This is a genomic window from Isoptericola sp. NPDC057391, from assembly GCF_042668085.1.
Lineage (GTDB): Bacteria > Actinomycetota > Actinomycetes > Actinomycetales > Cellulomonadaceae > Isoptericola.
This window is the reverse complement of the sequence record NZ_JBHVBO010000021.1, coordinates 25,974-42,467: the sequence shown is the minus strand read 5'-3', so window position 1 is coordinate 42,467 and position 16,494 is coordinate 25,974. Positions and strand designations below refer to the sequence as shown.

The following is a 16,494-nucleotide window of genomic DNA, read 5'->3' as shown; positions in this document are numbered from 1 at the left end:
CGACGAGGCCGGCCTCGTCGTCGCCCGCGGGGCCGAGTGCTACGTGGTGCTGAACCTGTACCCGTACAACTCCGGTCACCTCATGGTGCTGCCGTACCGGCACGTGTCCGGCTACGTCGACCTCACGCCGTCGGAGACCACCGAGCTGGCCACGATGACCCAGACGGCGATCCGCACCCTCACCGAGGTGTACGGGCCGGCCGGCTACAACATCGGGATGAACCAGGGTGAGGTCGCGGGCGCCGGCATCGCGGCGCACCTGCACCAGCACGTCGTGCCGCGCTGGCTGGGCGACGCGAACTTCCTGCCCGTGGTCGGCCAGACCAAGGCCCTGCCGGAGCTGCTGGCCGACACGCACGCCCGGCTCGCCGCGGCCTGGCCCGCCGCCGGCGCGGGCACGGACGCCGGCAGCGAACCCGACGGGGGGCGCTGATGCTCGGTGGCCTGCGGGCGACGATGCAGCGGCTGTTCACCCCGCCCGCACGGCTGCTCCTGAGACTGGGGGTGTCGCCGGACGCCGTGACGATCGCCGGCACGGTGGTCGTCGTCGTCCTCGCCCTCACGCTGCTGCCCGCCGGGCACGTCCTGCTCGGCGGCGTCCTCATCGGCCTGTTCGCGCTCGCGGACTCGATGGACGGCGTCATGGCACGGCTGTCGGGCCGCACCGGGCCGTGGGGGGCGTTCCTCGACTCCACCCTCGACCGGGTCTCGGACGGCGCCGTCTTCGCCGGCATCACGCTGTGGTTCGTGCTCCACCCGGACCTGCCGCACGCCACGTGGGGGATCGGCGCGTCCCTCGCCTGCCTGGTGCTCGGGTCCGTGGTGCCGTACGCCCGGGCCCGTGCCGAGAGCGTGGGGGCGACGGCCGCCGTCGGCATCGCGGAGCGCACCGACCGGCTCGTCGTGGCCCTTGTGGCGGTCGCGTTCACGCAGGTGGGGCTGCCGGTGCTCGTGACCGAGATCGCGTTGACCCTGCTCGCCGTCGCCAGCCTCGTCACCGTCGTCCAGCGCGTCTCGACGGTCCGCCGGCAGCTGGCCGCCGCGCCCGCCCCGCACGCACCCACCGACCGCCCCGACCCGGAGGCCTGATGCGGATCGACGTCGCCCGCCTGTACACGTTCGCCTGGCGCCACGCGCCCAAGGTCCCGGAGCCGGTGCTGCGCGCGGCCTTCACCGCCGTCGCCGACCTCACGTGGCTGCGCCGCACCGAGGGGGTGCGCCGCCTCGAGGCGAACTACGCGCGCGTGCGCCCCGACCTCGACGGTCCTGAGCTGCGCCGCCTCACCAGGGCGGGCATGCGCTCCTACATGCGGTACTTCCGCGAGGCGTTCACCCTGCAGGGGGCCACCGCGAAGCAGGTCACCGCGCGCGTGCGCGTGGACGGGTACGAGAACGTCGCGGGCCCGGTCGCCGACGGGCAGGGCGTGTCCCTCGCGCTGGCGCACCTCGGCAACTGGGACCTCGCCGGCGCCTACGCGACCCCGCACATCGCCCCGGTCCTGACGGTCGCCGAGCGGCTCAAGCCGGAGGAGCTGTTCGTCGAGTTCGTCGAGTTCCGCCGCTCGATCGGCATCGAGGTGCTGCCGCTGGGCGACCACGACGTGTTCCGCAACCTCGTGCGCGGCGCCGTGAAGGGCGGGAGCATCATCCCGCTGCTCGCCGACCGCGACCTCACGGCGTCCGGCGTCGAGGTGGACCTGTGCGGGCACCGCGCCCGCGTCGCCGCAGGGCCTGCGGCCCTGGCGCTCGCGGCCAAGGTCCCGCTCGTTCCCGTGGGCATCACCTACGAGCGCCTCACCGGCGAGCGCCGGCGTGCCGCCGGCACCGCCTGGGGCATCGTCATCCGGTTCTACCCGCCGGTCCCGGTGCCCGACGACTCCGGCCTGCACCGCAAGGACCGGGTGGCGCGCATGACGCAGGGCTGGGTGGACGCGATCGCCGTCACCCTGCAGGAGTCCACGCAGGACTGGCACATGCTGCAGCGCGTCTTCGTCGACGACCTCGACGCCGAGCGGTACGCGCGCACCAAGGCCGAGGCGGGCGAGGCATGAGCGCGGTCCCGGACGCCGCGGTGGCCGTGACGCCGTCGCGCCCGCTGCGCGTCGGCATCGTCTGTCCGTACTCGTTCGACGCCCCGGGCGGGGTCCAGTTCCACGTGCGCGACCTCGCCGGCGCGCTCCAGCGCGCCGGGCACGAGGTCTCGGTGCTGGCCCCGGCCGACGACGAGACCCCGGTGCCCGACGTCGTCACGTCCGCGGGCCGTGCGATCCCCGTGCGCTACAACGGCTCCGTCGCGCGCCTGACGTTCGGGCCGCGCACCGCGGCGCGGGTGCGGCGCTGGCTCGAGGCGGGGGAGTTCGACGTCCTGCACCTGCACGAGCCGATGGTGCCCAGCCTGTCCATGCTCGCGCTGTGGCTGGCCGAAGGGCCCGTCGTGGCCACGTTCCACACCTCCCAGGAGCGGTCCCGCGCCCTCCAGGTCGCGTTCCCGCTGCTGCGGCAGTCCCTGGAGAAGATCTCCGGGCGCATCGCCGTGTCGGAGGACGCGCGCCGTACCCTCGTCGACCACGTGGGCGGCGACGCCGTCGTCATCCCGAACGGCGTCTACGTGGACACCTTCGCGGCCGCCGCGCCGTCCGACCGGTGGCGCGGCACCCCCGAGGCGCCGACGATCGCGTTCCTCGGCCGGCTCGACGAGCCGCGCAAGGGGCTCCAGGTGCTCGCCGCGGCGGCGCCGCGGGTGCTCGAGCAGGTGCCGGGGGCGCGCTTCCTCGTGGCCGGCAAGGGCGACGACGGCCGGGACGCGGCGCTCGAGGCGCTCGGCCCGCACGCCGGGTCGTTCGAGTTCCTCGGCGGCGTGAGCGACGAGGACAAGGCGTCGCTGCTCGCGTCGGCGGACCTGTACGTCGCGCCGCAGACGGGCGGCGAGAGCTTCGGCATCGTGCTGGTCGAGGCGATGAGCGCCGGAGCCGGCGTCGTGGCCAGCGACCTCGGGGCGTTCCGCCGGGTGCTGGACGAGGGTGCCGCAGGGCGGTTGTTCCGCACCGGCGAGCCCGACGACCTGGCCCGGACCGTCCTCGAGGCCCTGGGCGACGTCGCCGGCACCCGGGAGCGGCGGGAGCGCGCCACGGCGTTCGTGCGCCGGTTCGACTGGGCCGCGGTGACCGAGCAGGTGCTCGCGGTCTACGAGATGGCCGTGGCCGCGGGGGAGGCGCTGGGCTCCCCGGTGGCACCGACGCGGACGGAGAGCGCCGTCGGCTGGCTGCGCACCCGGCGCGCCGCGGGAGGTGAGGGCGCATGACCTGGTCAGAGCTCGCGCTCGTCGTCCTCGTCGTCGCGGCCGTGGCGGTGTGGCTCGCCTGGATCTCGGCCTCACGCCTCGACCGGCTGCACCGCAAGGTGGTCGCGTCGCGCATCGCGCTGCAGGCCCAGCTCGCGCGCCGCGCGGGAGCCGCCATCGACCTGGCCTCCTCGGGGCTGCTCGACCCGGCGGGGGCCGTGCTCGTCGCGGACGCCGCGTTCGCCGTCGTGGAGGACGCCGCCCCGCCGCCCGCGCCCGGCGCGGAGCTCGCGCTCGAGGGTCTCGGCCCCGACCGCGAGCGTGCCGAGAGCGAGCTGTCCGCCACGCTGCGCTCCGCGCTCGGCGACGACGAGGCGCTGGCGGAGCTGCGCGGCGCGCCGGACGGCGACGAGCTGCTGGGCCAGCTCTCGGCGGCCTGGTACCGCGCCCAGCTGGCGCGGAGGTTCCACAACGAGGCCGTGGCCCAGGCGCGCCGGGCACGACGGACCTGGTACGTGCGCCTGCTGCGGCTGTCCGGGCACGCGGCGCTGCCGCGGACGGTCGAGCTGGACGACCAGATGCCGGAGGGGCTCTCCGGAGCCTGACGCGCGGAACTAGGATGGACGGTGCGTGACAGCGGTCACGCGTCCCACTGCGACACGAGCGAGGTTGCGTTGAGCGAGACCATCGGCAGCGACGGCCGGATCCCCGCGGGCGAGGTGGGCACGGCCCGCGTCAAGCGCGGCATGGCCGAGATGCTCAAGGGCGGCGTCATCATGGACGTCGTCACGCCCGAGCAGGCGAAGATCGCCGAGGACGCCGGCGCCGTCGCCGTCATGGCCCTGGAGCGGGTGCCCGCCGACATCCGTTCGCAGGGCGGCGTCGCCCGCATGAGCGACCCCGACATGATCGACGGCATCATCGACGCCGTCTCGATCCCCGTGATGGCGAAGGCGCGCATCGGGCACTTCGTCGAGGCGCAGGTGCTGCAGTCCCTGGGCGTCGACTACATCGACGAGTCGGAGGTGCTCACACCCGCCGACTACGCCAACCACATCGACAAGTGGCAGTTCACCGTGCCGTTCGTGTGCGGTGCGACCAACCTCGGCGAGGCGCTGCGCCGCATCACCGAGGGCGCGGCGATGATCCGCTCCAAGGGCGAGGCCGGCACGGGCGACGTCTCCAACGCGACCACGCACATGCGGCAGATCCGCGCGCAGATCCGCCGGCTGACGTCGCTCCCGGAGGACGAGCTGTTCGTCGCGGCCAAGGAGTTGCAGGCCCCGTACGAGCTGGTCGCCGAGGTCGCGCGGGCCGGGAAGCTCCCGGTCGTGCTGTTCACCGCGGGCGGCATCGCCACCCCGGCGGACGCCGCGATGATGATGCAGCTCGGCGCGGAGGGCGTGTTCGTCGGCTCCGGCATCTTCAAGTCGGGCGACCCCGTCGCGCGTGCCAAGGCGATCGTCCAGGCCACCACCTTCCACGACGACCCCGACGTCGTCGCCAAGGTGTCCCGCGGGCTGGGCGAGGCCATGGTGGGCATCAACGTCGAGGCCGAGCCGGCGCCGGTGCGCCTGGCGGAGCGGGGCTGGTGACGCCCGCCCTCGGCGACGACTGGGCGGTCGGACCGGACGGGCTGCGCCAGCGGCGCGCCGCGCGCGTCATCGTGCTCGACGACGCCGGCCGGGTGCTGCTGGTGCGCGGACACGACGCCGACCAGCCCGACCGGTCGTGGTGGTTCACCGTCGGCGGCGGCATCGACGCCGGCGAGAGCGAGGTCGACGCCGCCCTCCGCGAGCTGCGCGAGGAGGCCGGCCTCGCCCTCGCGCCGGGCGACCTCGTAGGCCCCGTGCTGACCCGCGACGCGTACTTCCACTTTTTCGCCGAGACGTGCCGCCAGCAGGAGGTCTTCTTCCTGGCGCGCGTGGACGGCGGCCACCGGCCCACGGACGACGGGTGGACGCCGGAGGAGCGCGACGTGCTCGACGAGATGCGCTGGCTGACGACCGCCGAGCTGCGCGCCGAGACGCGCGAGGTGTTCCCAACCGCCCTGCCGGACGTCGTCGACGCCCTGGCCGCCGGGTGGGACGGCACCGTGCGCCACCTCGGCGTCGAGCACGACGACGAGCCGGCCGACCCGGAGGAGCTCCGGCGGTGACGACCGACGTCCCGACCCCGGGCGCGGCCCGGCCCACCGTCGGCGTGCTCGCCCTGCAGGGCGACGTGCGCGAGCACGTCGCGGCTCTGGAGCAGGCAGGGGCGCGCGCGGTGGGGGTGCGCCGCCCGTCCGAGCTGGAGGCGCTGGACGGGCTCGTCCTGCCGGGCGGGGAGTCGACGACGATCGACAAGCTGCTGCGGCTCTTCGAGCTGGCCGACCCGCTGCGGCGCCTGATCGGCGACGGTCTGCCCGTGTTCGGCTCGTGCGCGGGCATGATCCTGCTGGCCGACCGCATCGAGGGCGGCACCGCCGACCAGCGCACGCTGGGCGGGATGGACGTGGTGGTGCGGCGCAACGCGTTCGGTCGTCAGGTCGACTCGTTCGAGGCGGACCTGCAGGTCGCGGGCGTCTCGGACGCGCCGGGCGGCCGACCGGTGCGCACCGCGTTCATCCGCGCGCCGTGGGTCGAGGAGGCGGGCCCGGACGTCGAGGTGCTCGCCCGCATCCCGGACCGCTGGGCGGACGGCTCCGCGGTGGGGCCCGCCGCCGGTAAGATCGTCGCAGCACGTCAGGGACGGCTGCTCGCCACCGCGTTCCACCCGGAGATCACGGGGGACGCGCGTGTGCACGGGTTGTTCGTCCGGCTCGTCCAAGCATCGCGAAGGAGTTAGGGAGCGCATGTCAGGTCACTCCAAGTGGGCCACGACCAAGCACAAGAAGGCGGCGATCGACGCCAAGCGCGGCAAGCTTTTCGCGAAGCTGATCAAGAACATCGAGGTCGCCGCGCGCACGGGCGGCGGGGACCCGGCCGGTAACCCGACGCTGTTCGACGCCATCCAGAAGGCGAAGAAGTCGTCGGTCCCGAACGACAACATCGACCGCGCCGTCAAGCGCGGCTCCGGCGAGGGCGCCGACGCCGTCGACTACCAGACGATCATGTACGAGGGCTACGGCGCGAACGGCATCGCCGTCCTCGTCGAGTGCCTCACGGACAACAAGAACCGCGCCGCCTCCGAGGTGCGCCTCGCGTTCTCGCGCAACGGCGGCAACCTGGCCGACCCGGGCTCGGTGTCCTACCTGTTCTCGCGCAAGGGCCTCGTCGTGGTGCCGAAGGCCGAGGGCGTCACCGAGGACGACGTCATGCTGGCCGCGCTCGACGCGGGCGCCGAGGAGGTCAGCGACGAGGGCGACGTCATCGAGGTCCTCTCGGAGGCCACCGACCTGGTCGCCGTGCGCACCGCCATCCAGGAGGCCGGCATCGAGTACGACTCGGCCGACTCCATCTGGCACCCGTCCATGGAGGTCGAGGTCGACGTCGAGGGCGCGCGCAAGATCATGCGTCTCATCGACGCGCTCGAGGACAGCGACGACGTGCAGAACGTCTACGCGAACTTCGACGCCTCCGACGAGGTCATGGCCGCCCTCGACGAGGACTGATCTCTCCGACCGTCCCTTTCCGCGAGGTAGTTCAGATCACCGCGAGGTAGTCGAGGCGAGCGCGAGGTAGTTCTCTGCGCCAGCCTCGGACTACCTCGCGACCTGCTGAACTACCTCGTGGTCTGTCGAACTGCCTCGCGGGGATCTGGACTACCTCGGCGAATCTCGGACTACCTCGGCCGGGTGCGTGAGAGGGTGACGACGTGCGCGTGCTGGGGGTGGACCCGGGGCTGACCCGGTGCGGTGTCGGCGTCGTCGACTCGTTGCCGGGTCGCAAGGCCCGCATGGTCGACGTCGGGGTCGTGCGCAGCGAGCCCGAGCTGAGCGTCGACCTCCGGCTGCTGCGCGTCGCCGAAGGGCTCGAGGAGTGGCTCGAGCGCACGGTGCCCGACGTCGTCGCCGTGGAGCGCGTCTTCGCCCAGAACAACCGCGGCACCGTGATGGGCACCGCCCAGGTCGCGGGCCTCGCGATGGTCGCGGCCGCCCGGCGCGGGGTCCCGGTCGCGATGCACACGCCGAGCGAGGTCAAGGCCGCCGTCACAGGGTCCGGTCGCGCCGACAAGGAGCAGGTGCAGCGCATGATCGCGCGCATCCTCGGGCTGGCCGAGCTGCCGCGTCCTGCCGACGCCGCCGACGCGCTCGCCCTCGCCGTCACCCACCTGTGGCGGCCGTCGGGCGCGCTCCAGGGCGGCGAGCGGAACGAGCTCACCCCGGCCCAGCGCGCCTGGGCCGCGGCCGAGCGCACCGCGCGGACGAGCTCGCACCGTGGCGCGCCCTCCCGCGCCCGCCGCTGAGCGTGCACCGGCCGGTCCCCGGCGGCGTGTGTCGCCGCCCCGGCGTCGGCGCCGGTTGTTACAGTGACGCCTCGTACGGGTGTTCGAGGGTTCGACGGAAGGACCACGGGTGATCGCCTCCCTGACCGGCACGGTCACGCACGTGACGCTGGAGCGGGCCGTGCTCGACGTCGGCGGGGTCGGGTACCTCGTGCACGCCACCCCGGGCACGCTGGCGGGCCTGCGGGTCGGGGAGCGGGCGCAGCTGCACACCACGCTCGTCGTCCGCGAGGACTCGATGACGGTGTTCGGGTTCGCCGAGGCGGACGAGCGCGAGGTGTTCGAGACCGCGCAGTCGGTCTCGGGCGTCGGCCCGCGCATCGCGCTCGCCATGCTCGCCGTGCTGACCCCCGACGCGCTGCGTCGCGCCGTCGCGTCCGAGGACCTCGCGGCGCTGCGCCGCATCCCCGGCGTCGGGCCCAAGAGCGCCCAGCGCCTCGTGCTCGAGCTGTCCGGCAAGCTGGGCGCGCCGTCCCCCGACGCCGGCGGCGCGGCCGTGCCGGACGCACCCCCGGTCGCGGCGGGAGACCCGGCGCGCGACCAGGTGGTCGAGGCGCTGGTCGGCCTGGGCTGGGCGGCCAAGGTCGCCCAGGACACCGTCGACCGCGTCCTCGCGGACGCCGGCGACGACGGGCACGTCAACGGCCCTATCGATGTCGCGGCCACGCTGCGCGCGGCCCTGCGCTCCCTGGGCGGACGGCGTGGCTGAGCCGCTGGAGCCGGAGTACGGCGGGGAGCGGCTCGTCACCTCCTCGGCCGACGACGTCGAGCGCGCGGCCGAGGCGGCGCTGCGCCCCAAGAAGCTGGACGAGTTCGTCGGGCAGCGCGTGGTGCGCGACCAGCTCTCCCTGGTGCTCCAGGCCGCGCTGGCACGGGACGCGTCGCCCGACCACGTGCTCCTGTCGGGGCCGCCCGGGCTCGGCAAGACGACGCTGGCGATGATCATCGCGGCAGAGCTGGGCACGTCGCTGCGGGTCACGAGCGGCCCGGCGATCCAGCACGCGGGCGATCTCGCGGCGGTGCTGTCCTCGCTCGAGGAGGGCGAGGTGCTCTTCATCGACGAGATCCACCGCCTGGCGCGCCCCGCCGAGGAGCTGCTCTACGTCGCGATGGAGGACTTCCGCGTCGACGTCGTCGTCGGCAAGGGGGCGGGCGCGAGTGCGATCCCGCTGGCGCTGCCGCCGTTCACCGTCGTCGGCGCGACGACGCGGTCGGGCCTGCTGCCCGCGCCGCTGCGCGACCGGTTCGGGTTCACCGGCCACCTCGACTTCTACGACGCCCACGAGCTGGAGCGGGTCATCACCCGGTCCGCCGGGCTGCTGGGCGTCGCCATCCAGCACGCGGCCGCGCACGAGATCGCCGGGCGGTCGCGCGGCACGCCCCGCATCGCGAACCGCCTGCTGCGCCGCGTGCGCGACTGGGCGCAGGTGCGCGGGGACGGCAGCCTCGACCTGCGGGCCGCCCGGGCGGCGCTGGAGGTCTACGAGGTCGACCCCATCGGGCTGGACCGCCTGGACCGCGCCGTCCTCGACGCCGTCTGCCGCCGGTTCGGCGGCGGCCCCGTGGGGCTGGGCACCCTCGCGATGACCGTCGGGGAGGAGCCCGACACCGTGGAGACGGTGGCCGAGCCCTACCTCGTGCGCGAGGGGCTCCTGGGCCGCACGCCGCGCGGGCGCGTCGCGACGCAGGCCGCCTGGGAGCACCTCGGGCTCGAGCCGCCGCCCGGGGCGTGGGGCGCCCCGCTCGGGGGGACGCTGTTCGACGGGTCCGGCGCCGGCGGCGGTGACGGCGGGGCGCCCCAGTAGACTGGGGACGCCCCCGGCCGCCGACGGCCCGGGGCCGGAACTCGACGGGTGCCGTGCTCGTTGGGGCCCGTGTGCGCAGGACCCTGCGCCCCCGACGCCCGGTCGGTCACGACCGTCGGGCAGCGACAGACAAGGACGCTCCGTGGAACTCATCATCCTCTTCGTGGTCCTCGCCGGCCTCATGTTCTTCATGAGCCAGCGGACGCGCAAGCAGCAGAAGCAGCAGGCCGAGTTCCGGTCGCAGCTCGCGCCGGGCCAGGAGGTCATGACCGGTTCGGGCCTCTTCGGCACGGTCGTGGAGATCGACGAGGCGACCGACACCGTCACCATCGAGACGGCCCCCGGCGGCGCGCAGACCCGCTGGCTGCGCGCGGCCATCGCCAAGCGCGTCGACACGCCGGTCGAGGAGCCCGCCGCGCCCGCCGAGGCGGCCGACGAGACCGACGTCACAACCGACTCCACCGCGACCGGTACGATCACCTCCGGCGACGGTCACATCGACGTCCCCGACGACCTGTCGAGCCTGGACACCGCGCAGCGGGAGTACCGGGAGCAGCAGCGTCGTGACGAGGGCGAGGCCGGCACCACGAAGTGACAGCACCGAAGTGACAGCACCAGCGACATGGGACGGCGGGCGGTCGCGCCCGTCGGCCTGACGACGCGCCGGTCGGGGGGATCCCGGCCGGCGCCATCACGCGCCGGCCCCGCGGCGGCGCGCAGACGGGAAGAGACAGAAGTTGGCGAACTCACGCACGAAGCGGTCGCGTCCGGTACGCACCCTCGTGGTCTTCACGATCCTGACGATCGTCCTGCCGTTCCTCGCCCTCGGCGCCGGCGTCTTCTGGGACGCCAAGTCCGACTCCAACCCGGACGGCGCGAGCTGGGCACCGGGGCTGGCGCTCGACCTGCAGGGCGGCACGCAGCTGATCCTGAAGGCTGACACCACCGACGGGTCGCAGGTCACGTCGGAGACGATCGACGAGTCGATCAACGTCATCCGCCAGCGCATCGACTCCTCGGGCGTCTCCGAGGCGGAGATCACCGCGCAGGGTTCCCAGAACATCGTCGTGGGCATCCCTGGCGAGGTGTCGCAGGAGACGATCGACCTCATCTCGCAGCCCGCGCAGATGCGCTTCCGTCCCGTCCTGACGTACGCCGCGGGCACGCCGACCCCCCAGCCGTCCGCCTCCCCGAGCGCCGACTCCGGCGACGCGGCGACGGACGACGCCGGGGCCGAGGACGCCGCCGGCGACACCCCGAGCGGCAAGAGCGCGGGTGCGCCGCTGTCCGTCCCGGCGGACACCGACCCGTCGGCCACGCCGAGCGCGACGGCGACCGCGACCGACGGCGCCGACCCGTCGCCGTCCCCCTCCGCCACCCCGGAGGGCGAGGAGGCCGCGGCGTCCGACCCGAGCGACCTGGCGCAGATCACGCCGGAGATCCAGAAGCAGTTCGAGGAGCTGGACTGCACCGACCCTGCCAACCTCAAGGGCGGCGGCGGTGACGACCCGGACAAGCCGCTGGTCACCTGCGGCGAGCAGGACGGGATGAAGTACATCCTCGGCCCGATGGAGGTCGACGGCGTGCACATCGCGTCCGCGAGCTCCGGTCTGGTCCCGGGCGCGAACGGCACCACCACCAACGAGTGGGGCGTGTTCCTCAACTTCGACTCCGTGGGCACGAAGGAGTTCCGCGAGACCACGACCCGCCTGCAGGGCCTCGAGGCGCCGCGCAACCAGTTCGCCATCGTGCTGGACGGCCTCGTCGTGTCGGCTCCGTCCCTCGACCCGGGCGTCATCATCTCCAACGGCCAGGCGACGATCTCCGGGTCGTTCACCCGCGACAGCGCGGCCACGCTGGCGAACCAGCTGAGCTTCGGCGCGCTGCCGGTGCAGTACACGGTCGAGAGCCAGGAGGTCATCTCCGCGACGCTCGGCTCCGAGCAGCTGCGCAACGGTCTGATCGCGGGCCTCATCGGCCTCGCCCTCGTCGTCGTGTACTCGCTGCTGCAGTACCGCACGCTCGGACTGCTCACCGTCGCGTCGCTGGTCGTCGCGGGAGTGATCACCTACGTGTCGATCGCGTTGCTCTCGTGGGGGATGGGCTACCGGCTCTCGCTCGCGGGCGTCGCCGGCCTCATCGTCGCGATCGGGTTCACGGCCGACTCGTTCATCGTGTACTTCGAACGCATCCGAGACGAGCTGCGCGACGGGCGCACGCTGGCCTACGCCGTCGAGCGGGGCTGGGCACGCGCCCGGCGCACGGTCCTGGCGGCCAAGGCCGTCAACCTGATCTCCGCGGTCATCCTGTACTTCCTCGCCGTCGGCGGCGTGCAGGGCTTCGCGTTCACGCTGGGTCTGACGACGATCATCGACGTCGCCGTCGTCTTCTGGTTCACGCACCCGATGATGGAGGTCCTCACCAAGATCCCGTTCTTCCGGGACGGCCACCTCTGGTCGGGCCTGTCGCCCGAGCGGCTGCGCGCGGGCACCGGCCCGCGGTACGTGGGTGCCGGGCGGGTGCGGATGCCGCAGCCCGCCGCGGCGGGTGCCGCCGCCGACGGGGCCGACACTGGCTCCGCCGACGCCGACGTGCCGGGCGAGCGCGTCCCGGCCCAGGCCGTGCACAGCGGGGCCCGCCAGGCGCCCGCCGCCCCGGTGACCGACGCCGCCGGACGACGGCTCACGATCGCCGAGCGCCGCGCGGCGGAGCGCCGGGCGGCCGCCGAGGAGGCGGACACGGGGCCGGGCAGGGAACCCGACGACGGGACGTCGCCCTCGGCGACCGGTGAGAACCACTCCGGCACGAACGAGGAGAGCCGCTGATGGCCCGCATGCGATTCGCCCAGTGGGGCAATGACCTCTACACGGGCCGGCGGTCCTACCCGATCGTGCAGCGCCGTGCGCGCTGGTTCACCGTGGCGGGCATCCTCGCGGTCGCGTCGATCGCCGTGATCCTCGTCAAAGGCCTCACCCTGGGCATCGACTTCCGCGGCGGCACCGAGTTCACGGTCAACGACGTGACCTCCACCGAGCAGCAGGTGGCCATCGACGCCGTGCACGAGGTGCTCCCGAACGAGGAGCCCCGCGTCGCGATCGTGGGCGGCTCGGCGGTGCGCGTGCAGACCGAGCAGGTCACCCCGGACGAGGAGGCCGCCCTGGTCACGGGGCTCGCCACCGCGTACGACGTCGACGAGTCCGCCGTGACGACGTCGTTCGTCGGCCCGACCTGGGGCGCCGGCGTCTCGACCCGCGCGCTGTGGGGCACCGTCGTGTTCGTGGTCGCCGCGGCGCTGTTCATGGCCGTGTACTTCCGAGCCTGGCGGATGTCCGTGGCGGCGATCGTCGCGATGCTCGCCGACCTGCTCATCTCGGCCGGCGTCTACGCGGCGATCGGCTGGGAGGTCACGCCGTCGACCATCATCGGGTTCCTCACGATCCTCGGCTTCTCCCTCTACGACAAGATGGTCGTGTTCGACAAGGTCCGCGAGAACACGGCGGACGTGCTCACGCAGACCCGCAGCACCTACGCCGAGCGGGCCAACCTCGCCGTGAACCAGACCCTGGTGCGGTCGATCAACACCTCGGTCGTGGCGCTCCTGCCGGTGGCGAGCATCCTCTTCGTGGGCGCGTTCCTGCTGGGCGCGGGCACGCTGCGCGACCTGTCGCTGTCGCTGTTCGTCGGTATCGCGGTAGGCGCGGCGTCGTCGCTCTTCCTCGCCACGCCGCTCGACGTCGCCCTGCGTGAGCGCGAGCCGAAGATCGCCGCGCACACGAAGGCGGTCCTCGAGGAGCGCGCCGGCCTGGTCGCCGAGGGCGGCCACGACGCCGAGGTCGCGGCGTACACGACCGGGTCCGCGCAGCTGATCCCGGGCCAGCACCAGGGCAACCGTGCCCAGCCGCGCCGCAAGCGCGGCCGCTGAGCCGGGACGAGCATGAGGGACGAGACGGCCGACGACCTCGGTCTGCCGAGCGGCACCGTGGACGACATCGTCGTCGACGGGCTGGGCGGCCTCGGCGCCGAGCGCGCCGCGGAGGTGCGTGCGCTGATCCGCGACGTGCCGGACTACCCGCACCCGCCGGTGGTGTTCCGCGACATCACCCCGCTCCTCGCCGACGGCGCGGCGCTGGCGGACGTCGTGGAGGCGTTCGCCCGCCTGGTCGACGCCGACGGCGGCGTGGACGTCGTGGCGGGCATGGAGGCGCGCGGCTTCCTCCTGGGGGCGCCGCTCGCGACCCGCCTCGGGGTCGGGTTCCTGCCGCTGCGCAAGGCGGGCAAGCTGCCGCCGCCGGTGGAGCGGGTGGACTACGACCTCGAGTACGGCTCCGCGGCGATCGAGCTGCGCACGGGAACACTCGAGGCGGGCGCGCGTGTTCTCCTGGTCGACGACGTGCTCGCGACCGGAGGGACGGCGTGCGCGGCGGCCGAGCTGGTGGAGCGGTCGGGCGGCCAGGTGGTCGCCCTGGCGTTCCTGCTCGAGCTCGCCGGCCTGGGCGGACGCGACAGGCTGACCGGCCGGACGGTCGAGGCTCTGCTGCGCGTGGAGTCGTAGACTTGCCGTCCCGGCCGTCGGCGACCCCACGGTGGTTGCGGAAGGAGGCGCAGATGAGCGACGAGACGAAGGTCGCGCGCGCCGCCGCGCCCCAGGGATCCACCGGGCAGGGGGCTGCGCCGGGACGCGGCGGCGGCTCCGGCCGCAGCGTGCGCAACCGGCTCGTGCGGCTCGGCGTGCGGGGCGCGCCACCCACGACGCCGGCGCTCGAGCCCGTCCTCCAGGCCGTGCGCACCAACCACCCGAAGTCCGACCTCTCGGTGCTCGAGCGCGCCTACGCGACGGCCGAGCGATGTCATCGGGGCCAGGAGCGCAAGTCCGGCGACCCGTACATCACGCACCCGGTCGCCGTGGCGACCATCCTCGCCGAGCTCGGCTTCGACGGCGCGACCCTGGCGGCCGCGCTGCTGCACGACACGGTCGAGGACACGGACTACGGGCTCGACGAGCTGACGCGCGAGTACGGCGAGGAGATCGCCATGCTCGTCGACGGCGTCACCAAGCTGGACAAGGTGAAGTACGGCGACGCCGCCCAGGCGGAGACCGTGCGCAAGATGGTCGTGGCGATGGCCAAGGACATCCGCGTGCTGGTCATCAAGCTCGCCGACCGCCTGCACAACGCCCGCACCTGGAAGTACGTCTCCGGCAACTCCGCGCAGCGCAAGGCGCGCGAGACGCTCGAGATCTACGCCCCGCTGGCGCACCGGCTCGGCATGAACACGATCAAGTGGGAGCTGGAGGACCTGTCCTTCCAGACCCTGTACCCCAAGGTGTACGACGAGATCGTGCACCTGGTGGCGGAGCGTGCGCCGGCCCGCGAGGAGTACCTGTCGGTGGTGCGCGAGCAGATCTCCGCCGACCTGCGCAGCGCGAAGATCAAGGCGACCGTGACGGGCCGGCCCAAGCACTACTACTCGATCTACCAGAAGATGATCGTGCGCGGGCACGACTTCGCGGAGATCTACGACCTCGTCGGCACGCGCGTCCTCGTGGACACGGTGCGGGACTGCTACGCGGTGCTCGGCGCGCTCCACGCGCGCTGGAACCCGGTCCCGGGCCGGTTCAAGGACTACATCGCGATGCCGAAGTTCAACATGTACCAGTCGCTGCACACGACGGTGGTGGGCCCGGGCGGCAAGCCGGTCGAGATCCAGATCCGCACGCACGACATGCACCGCCGCGCGGAGTACGGCGTGGCCGCGCACTGGAAGTACAAGCAGATGGCGCCCGCCGGCAAGGCCGCGTCGGACGACCCGCGCGCCAACGACATGGCCTGGCTGCGCCAGCTCGTGGACTGGCAGCGCGAGACCGCCGACCCGAGCGAGTTCCTCGACTCGCTGCGCTACGAGATCGGCGGCGCGGAGGTGTACGTCTTCACGCCGAAGGGCGAGGTCATGGCGCTGCCCGCCGGCGCCACGCCGGTCGACTTCGCCTACTCGGTGCACACCGAGGTGGGCCACCGCACGATGGGCGCGCGCGTCAACGGGCGCCTCGTGCCGCTGGACTCGACGCTGCAGAACGGCGACACGGTCGACATCCTCACCTCGAAGGCGGAGTCCGCGGGCCCGTCGCGGGACTGGCTCGCGTTCGTGAAGTCGGCGCGTGCCCGCAACAAGATCCGCCAGTGGTTCACCAAGGAGCGGCGCGAGGAGGCGATCGAGCAGGGCAAGGACGCCATCACCAAGGCGATGCGCAAGCAGAACCTGCCGATCCAGCGCCTGCTCAGTCACGAGGCGCTCGTCGGGCTGGCGAACGACATGCGCTACGCCGACGTCTCCGCGCTGTACGCGGCGGTGGGCGAGGGCCACGCGTCTGCGCCTCACGTCGTCGACCTGCTGGTCAAGTCCCTGGGGGGCGAGGAGGGCACCGAGGAGGACGCCGCGGAGGTCGCGGCCCCCGGCCGCCCCTCGCGTCGGGGCCGCACCGGCGACCCGGGCGTGGTCGTCAAGGGCGTGGACGACATCTGGGTCAAGCTCGCCAAGTGCTGCACCCCGGTACCCGGGGACTCGATCGTCGGCTTCGTGACCCGCGGGGCGGGCGTCAGCGTGCACCGCGCGGACTGCTCCAACGCGGAGCAGCTCGCGAAGGCGCAGCCGGAGCGGATGGTGGACGTGTCCTGGACGACCGGCGCGAACACGATGTTCCTGGTGCAGATCCAGGTGGAGGCGCTCGACCGCTCACGGCTGCTGTCCGACGTCACGAAGGTGCTGTCCGACTACCACGTCAACATCCTGTCGGCGACGGTCTCGACGTCGTCCGACCGGATCGCGCTGTCGAAGTTCGTCTTCGAGATGGCGGAGCCGGGCCACCTGCAGCAGGTGCTCACCGCGGTGCGCAAGGTGGACGGCGTCTTCGACGTCTACCGGATCACCGGCACGAAGGCCGCCGACGTGCACCAGGAGTCCGCGGGCGTCTGACAGCACAGGGCA

General features: G+C 73.5%; 17 protein-coding genes. All 17 read left to right on the top strand.

What is annotated here, in order from left to right:
- Window positions 1-433 (top strand): HIT family protein (locus tag ACFUVW_RS05270; protein WP_430570300.1); only part of this gene is annotated, 433 nt, incomplete at its 5' end.
- Entirely contained in the window at window positions 433-1,089 is a 657-nt protein-coding gene (gene pgsA, locus ACFUVW_RS05265; RefSeq protein ID WP_430570299.1) for a phosphatidylinositol phosphate synthase, read from the top strand. The genes ACFUVW_RS05270 and pgsA, both read left to right, overlap by 1 nt.
- Window positions 1,089-2,051, top strand: coding sequence for a phosphatidylinositol mannoside acyltransferase (locus tag ACFUVW_RS05260; protein ID WP_430570298.1), 963 nt, complete (start codon window positions 1,089-1,091; stop codon window positions 2,049-2,051). Before pgsA ends, ACFUVW_RS05260 begins: the two co-directional genes overlap by 1 nt.
- Window positions 2,048-3,301, top strand: a complete 1,254-nt coding sequence (locus ACFUVW_RS05255) for a glycosyltransferase family 4 protein (protein ID WP_430570297.1) — start codon at window positions 2,048-2,050, stop codon at window positions 3,299-3,301. Before ACFUVW_RS05260 ends, ACFUVW_RS05255 begins: the two co-directional genes overlap by 4 nt.
- Complete coding sequence (locus ACFUVW_RS05250) at window positions 3,298-3,885, top strand: hypothetical protein (RefSeq protein WP_430570296.1); 588 nt, start codon at window positions 3,298-3,300, stop codon at window positions 3,883-3,885. Before ACFUVW_RS05255 ends, ACFUVW_RS05250 begins: the two co-directional genes overlap by 4 nt.
- A gap of 69 nt (window positions 3,886-3,954) precedes the next feature.
- Complete coding sequence (pdxS, locus tag ACFUVW_RS05245; RefSeq protein WP_430545412.1) at window positions 3,955-4,875, top strand: pyridoxal 5'-phosphate synthase lyase subunit PdxS; 921 nt, start codon at window positions 3,955-3,957, stop codon at window positions 4,873-4,875.
- Entirely contained in the window at window positions 4,872-5,438 is a 567-nt protein-coding gene (locus tag ACFUVW_RS05240; RefSeq protein WP_430570295.1) for an NUDIX hydrolase, read from the top strand. Before pdxS ends, ACFUVW_RS05240 begins: the two co-directional genes overlap by 4 nt.
- On the top strand, window positions 5,435-6,109 hold the full coding sequence (gene pdxT, locus ACFUVW_RS05235) for a pyridoxal 5'-phosphate synthase glutaminase subunit PdxT (RefSeq protein ID WP_430570294.1): 675 nt from the start codon (window positions 5,435-5,437) through the stop codon (window positions 6,107-6,109). The genes ACFUVW_RS05240 and pdxT overlap by 4 nt, the downstream gene beginning before the upstream one ends.
- A gap of 7 nt (window positions 6,110-6,116) precedes the next feature.
- Window positions 6,117-6,875 (top strand): YebC/PmpR family DNA-binding transcriptional regulator, encoded by a 759-nt coding sequence (locus ACFUVW_RS05230; RefSeq protein WP_430570293.1) that lies wholly within the window; start codon window positions 6,117-6,119, stop codon window positions 6,873-6,875.
- A gap of 203 nt (window positions 6,876-7,078) precedes the next feature.
- Window positions 7,079-7,669: a crossover junction endodeoxyribonuclease RuvC gene (ruvC, locus tag ACFUVW_RS05225; protein ID WP_430570292.1), complete on the top strand. Its 591-nt coding sequence runs from the start codon at window positions 7,079-7,081 to the stop codon at window positions 7,667-7,669.
- Between the two features lie 109 nt (window positions 7,670-7,778).
- A complete protein-coding gene (ruvA, locus tag ACFUVW_RS05220) occupies window positions 7,779-8,417 on the top strand; it encodes a Holliday junction branch migration protein RuvA (RefSeq protein WP_430570291.1) in 639 nt (212 codons plus the stop codon).
- Window positions 8,362-9,513 (top strand): Holliday junction branch migration DNA helicase RuvB, encoded by a 1,152-nt coding sequence (ruvB, locus tag ACFUVW_RS05215; RefSeq protein ID WP_430570290.1) that lies wholly within the window; start codon window positions 8,362-8,364, stop codon window positions 9,511-9,513. The genes ruvA and ruvB overlap by 56 nt, the downstream gene beginning before the upstream one ends.
- A gap of 142 nt (window positions 9,514-9,655) precedes the next feature.
- Complete coding sequence (gene yajC / locus ACFUVW_RS05210) at window positions 9,656-10,108, top strand: preprotein translocase subunit YajC (protein WP_430570289.1); 453 nt, start codon at window positions 9,656-9,658, stop codon at window positions 10,106-10,108.
- 187 nt (window positions 10,109-10,295) lie between these two features.
- Window positions 10,296-12,338, top strand: a complete 2,043-nt coding sequence (gene secD / locus ACFUVW_RS05205) for a protein translocase subunit SecD (protein ID WP_430570288.1) — start codon at window positions 10,296-10,298, stop codon at window positions 12,336-12,338.
- Window positions 12,338-13,435 carry a protein translocase subunit SecF gene (gene secF / locus ACFUVW_RS05200; protein WP_430570287.1) on the top strand — a complete coding sequence of 366 codons (1,098 nt, stop codon included), beginning with the start codon at window positions 12,338-12,340 and terminating at the stop codon, window positions 13,433-13,435. Before secD ends, secF begins: the two co-directional genes overlap by 1 nt.
- A 12-nt stretch (window positions 13,436-13,447) precedes the next feature.
- Window positions 13,448-14,065, top strand: a complete 618-nt coding sequence (locus ACFUVW_RS05195; protein WP_430570286.1) for an adenine phosphoribosyltransferase — start codon at window positions 13,448-13,450, stop codon at window positions 14,063-14,065.
- Between the two features lie 53 nt (window positions 14,066-14,118).
- On the top strand, window positions 14,119-16,482 hold the full coding sequence (locus ACFUVW_RS05190) for a RelA/SpoT family protein (protein ID WP_430570285.1): 2,364 nt from the start codon (window positions 14,119-14,121) through the stop codon (window positions 16,480-16,482).
- Window positions 16,483-16,494 lie beyond the last annotated feature (12 nt).

What these genes read in the sequence shown, in the direction of transcription:
- pgsA (WP_430570299.1), top strand. Translation starts at nt 433, where the DNA reads ATGCTCGGTGGCCTGCGGGCGACGATGCAGCGGCTGTTCACCCCGCCC.
- ACFUVW_RS05260 (WP_430570298.1), top strand. Translation starts at nt 1,089, where the DNA reads ATGCGGATCGACGTCGCCCGCCTGTACACGTTCGCCTGGCGCCACGCG.
- ACFUVW_RS05255 (WP_430570297.1), top strand. Translation starts at nt 2,048, where the DNA reads ATGAGCGCGGTCCCGGACGCCGCGGTGGCCGTGACGCCGTCGCGCCCG.
- ACFUVW_RS05250 (WP_430570296.1), top strand. Translation starts at nt 3,298, where the DNA reads ATGACCTGGTCAGAGCTCGCGCTCGTCGTCCTCGTCGTCGCGGCCGTG.
- ACFUVW_RS05230 (WP_430570293.1), top strand. Translation starts at nt 6,117, where the DNA reads ATGTCAGGTCACTCCAAGTGGGCCACGACCAAGCACAAGAAGGCGGCG.
- ruvB (WP_430570290.1), top strand. Translation starts at nt 8,362, where the DNA reads ATGTCGCGGCCACGCTGCGCGCGGCCCTGCGCTCCCTGGGCGGACGGC.
- secF (WP_430570287.1), top strand. Translation starts at nt 12,338, where the DNA reads ATGGCCCGCATGCGATTCGCCCAGTGGGGCAATGACCTCTACACGGGC.
- ACFUVW_RS05195 (WP_430570286.1), top strand. Translation starts at nt 13,448, where the DNA reads ATGAGGGACGAGACGGCCGACGACCTCGGTCTGCCGAGCGGCACCGTG.
- ACFUVW_RS05190 (WP_430570285.1), top strand. Translation starts at nt 14,119, where the DNA reads ATGAGCGACGAGACGAAGGTCGCGCGCGCCGCCGCGCCCCAGGGATCC.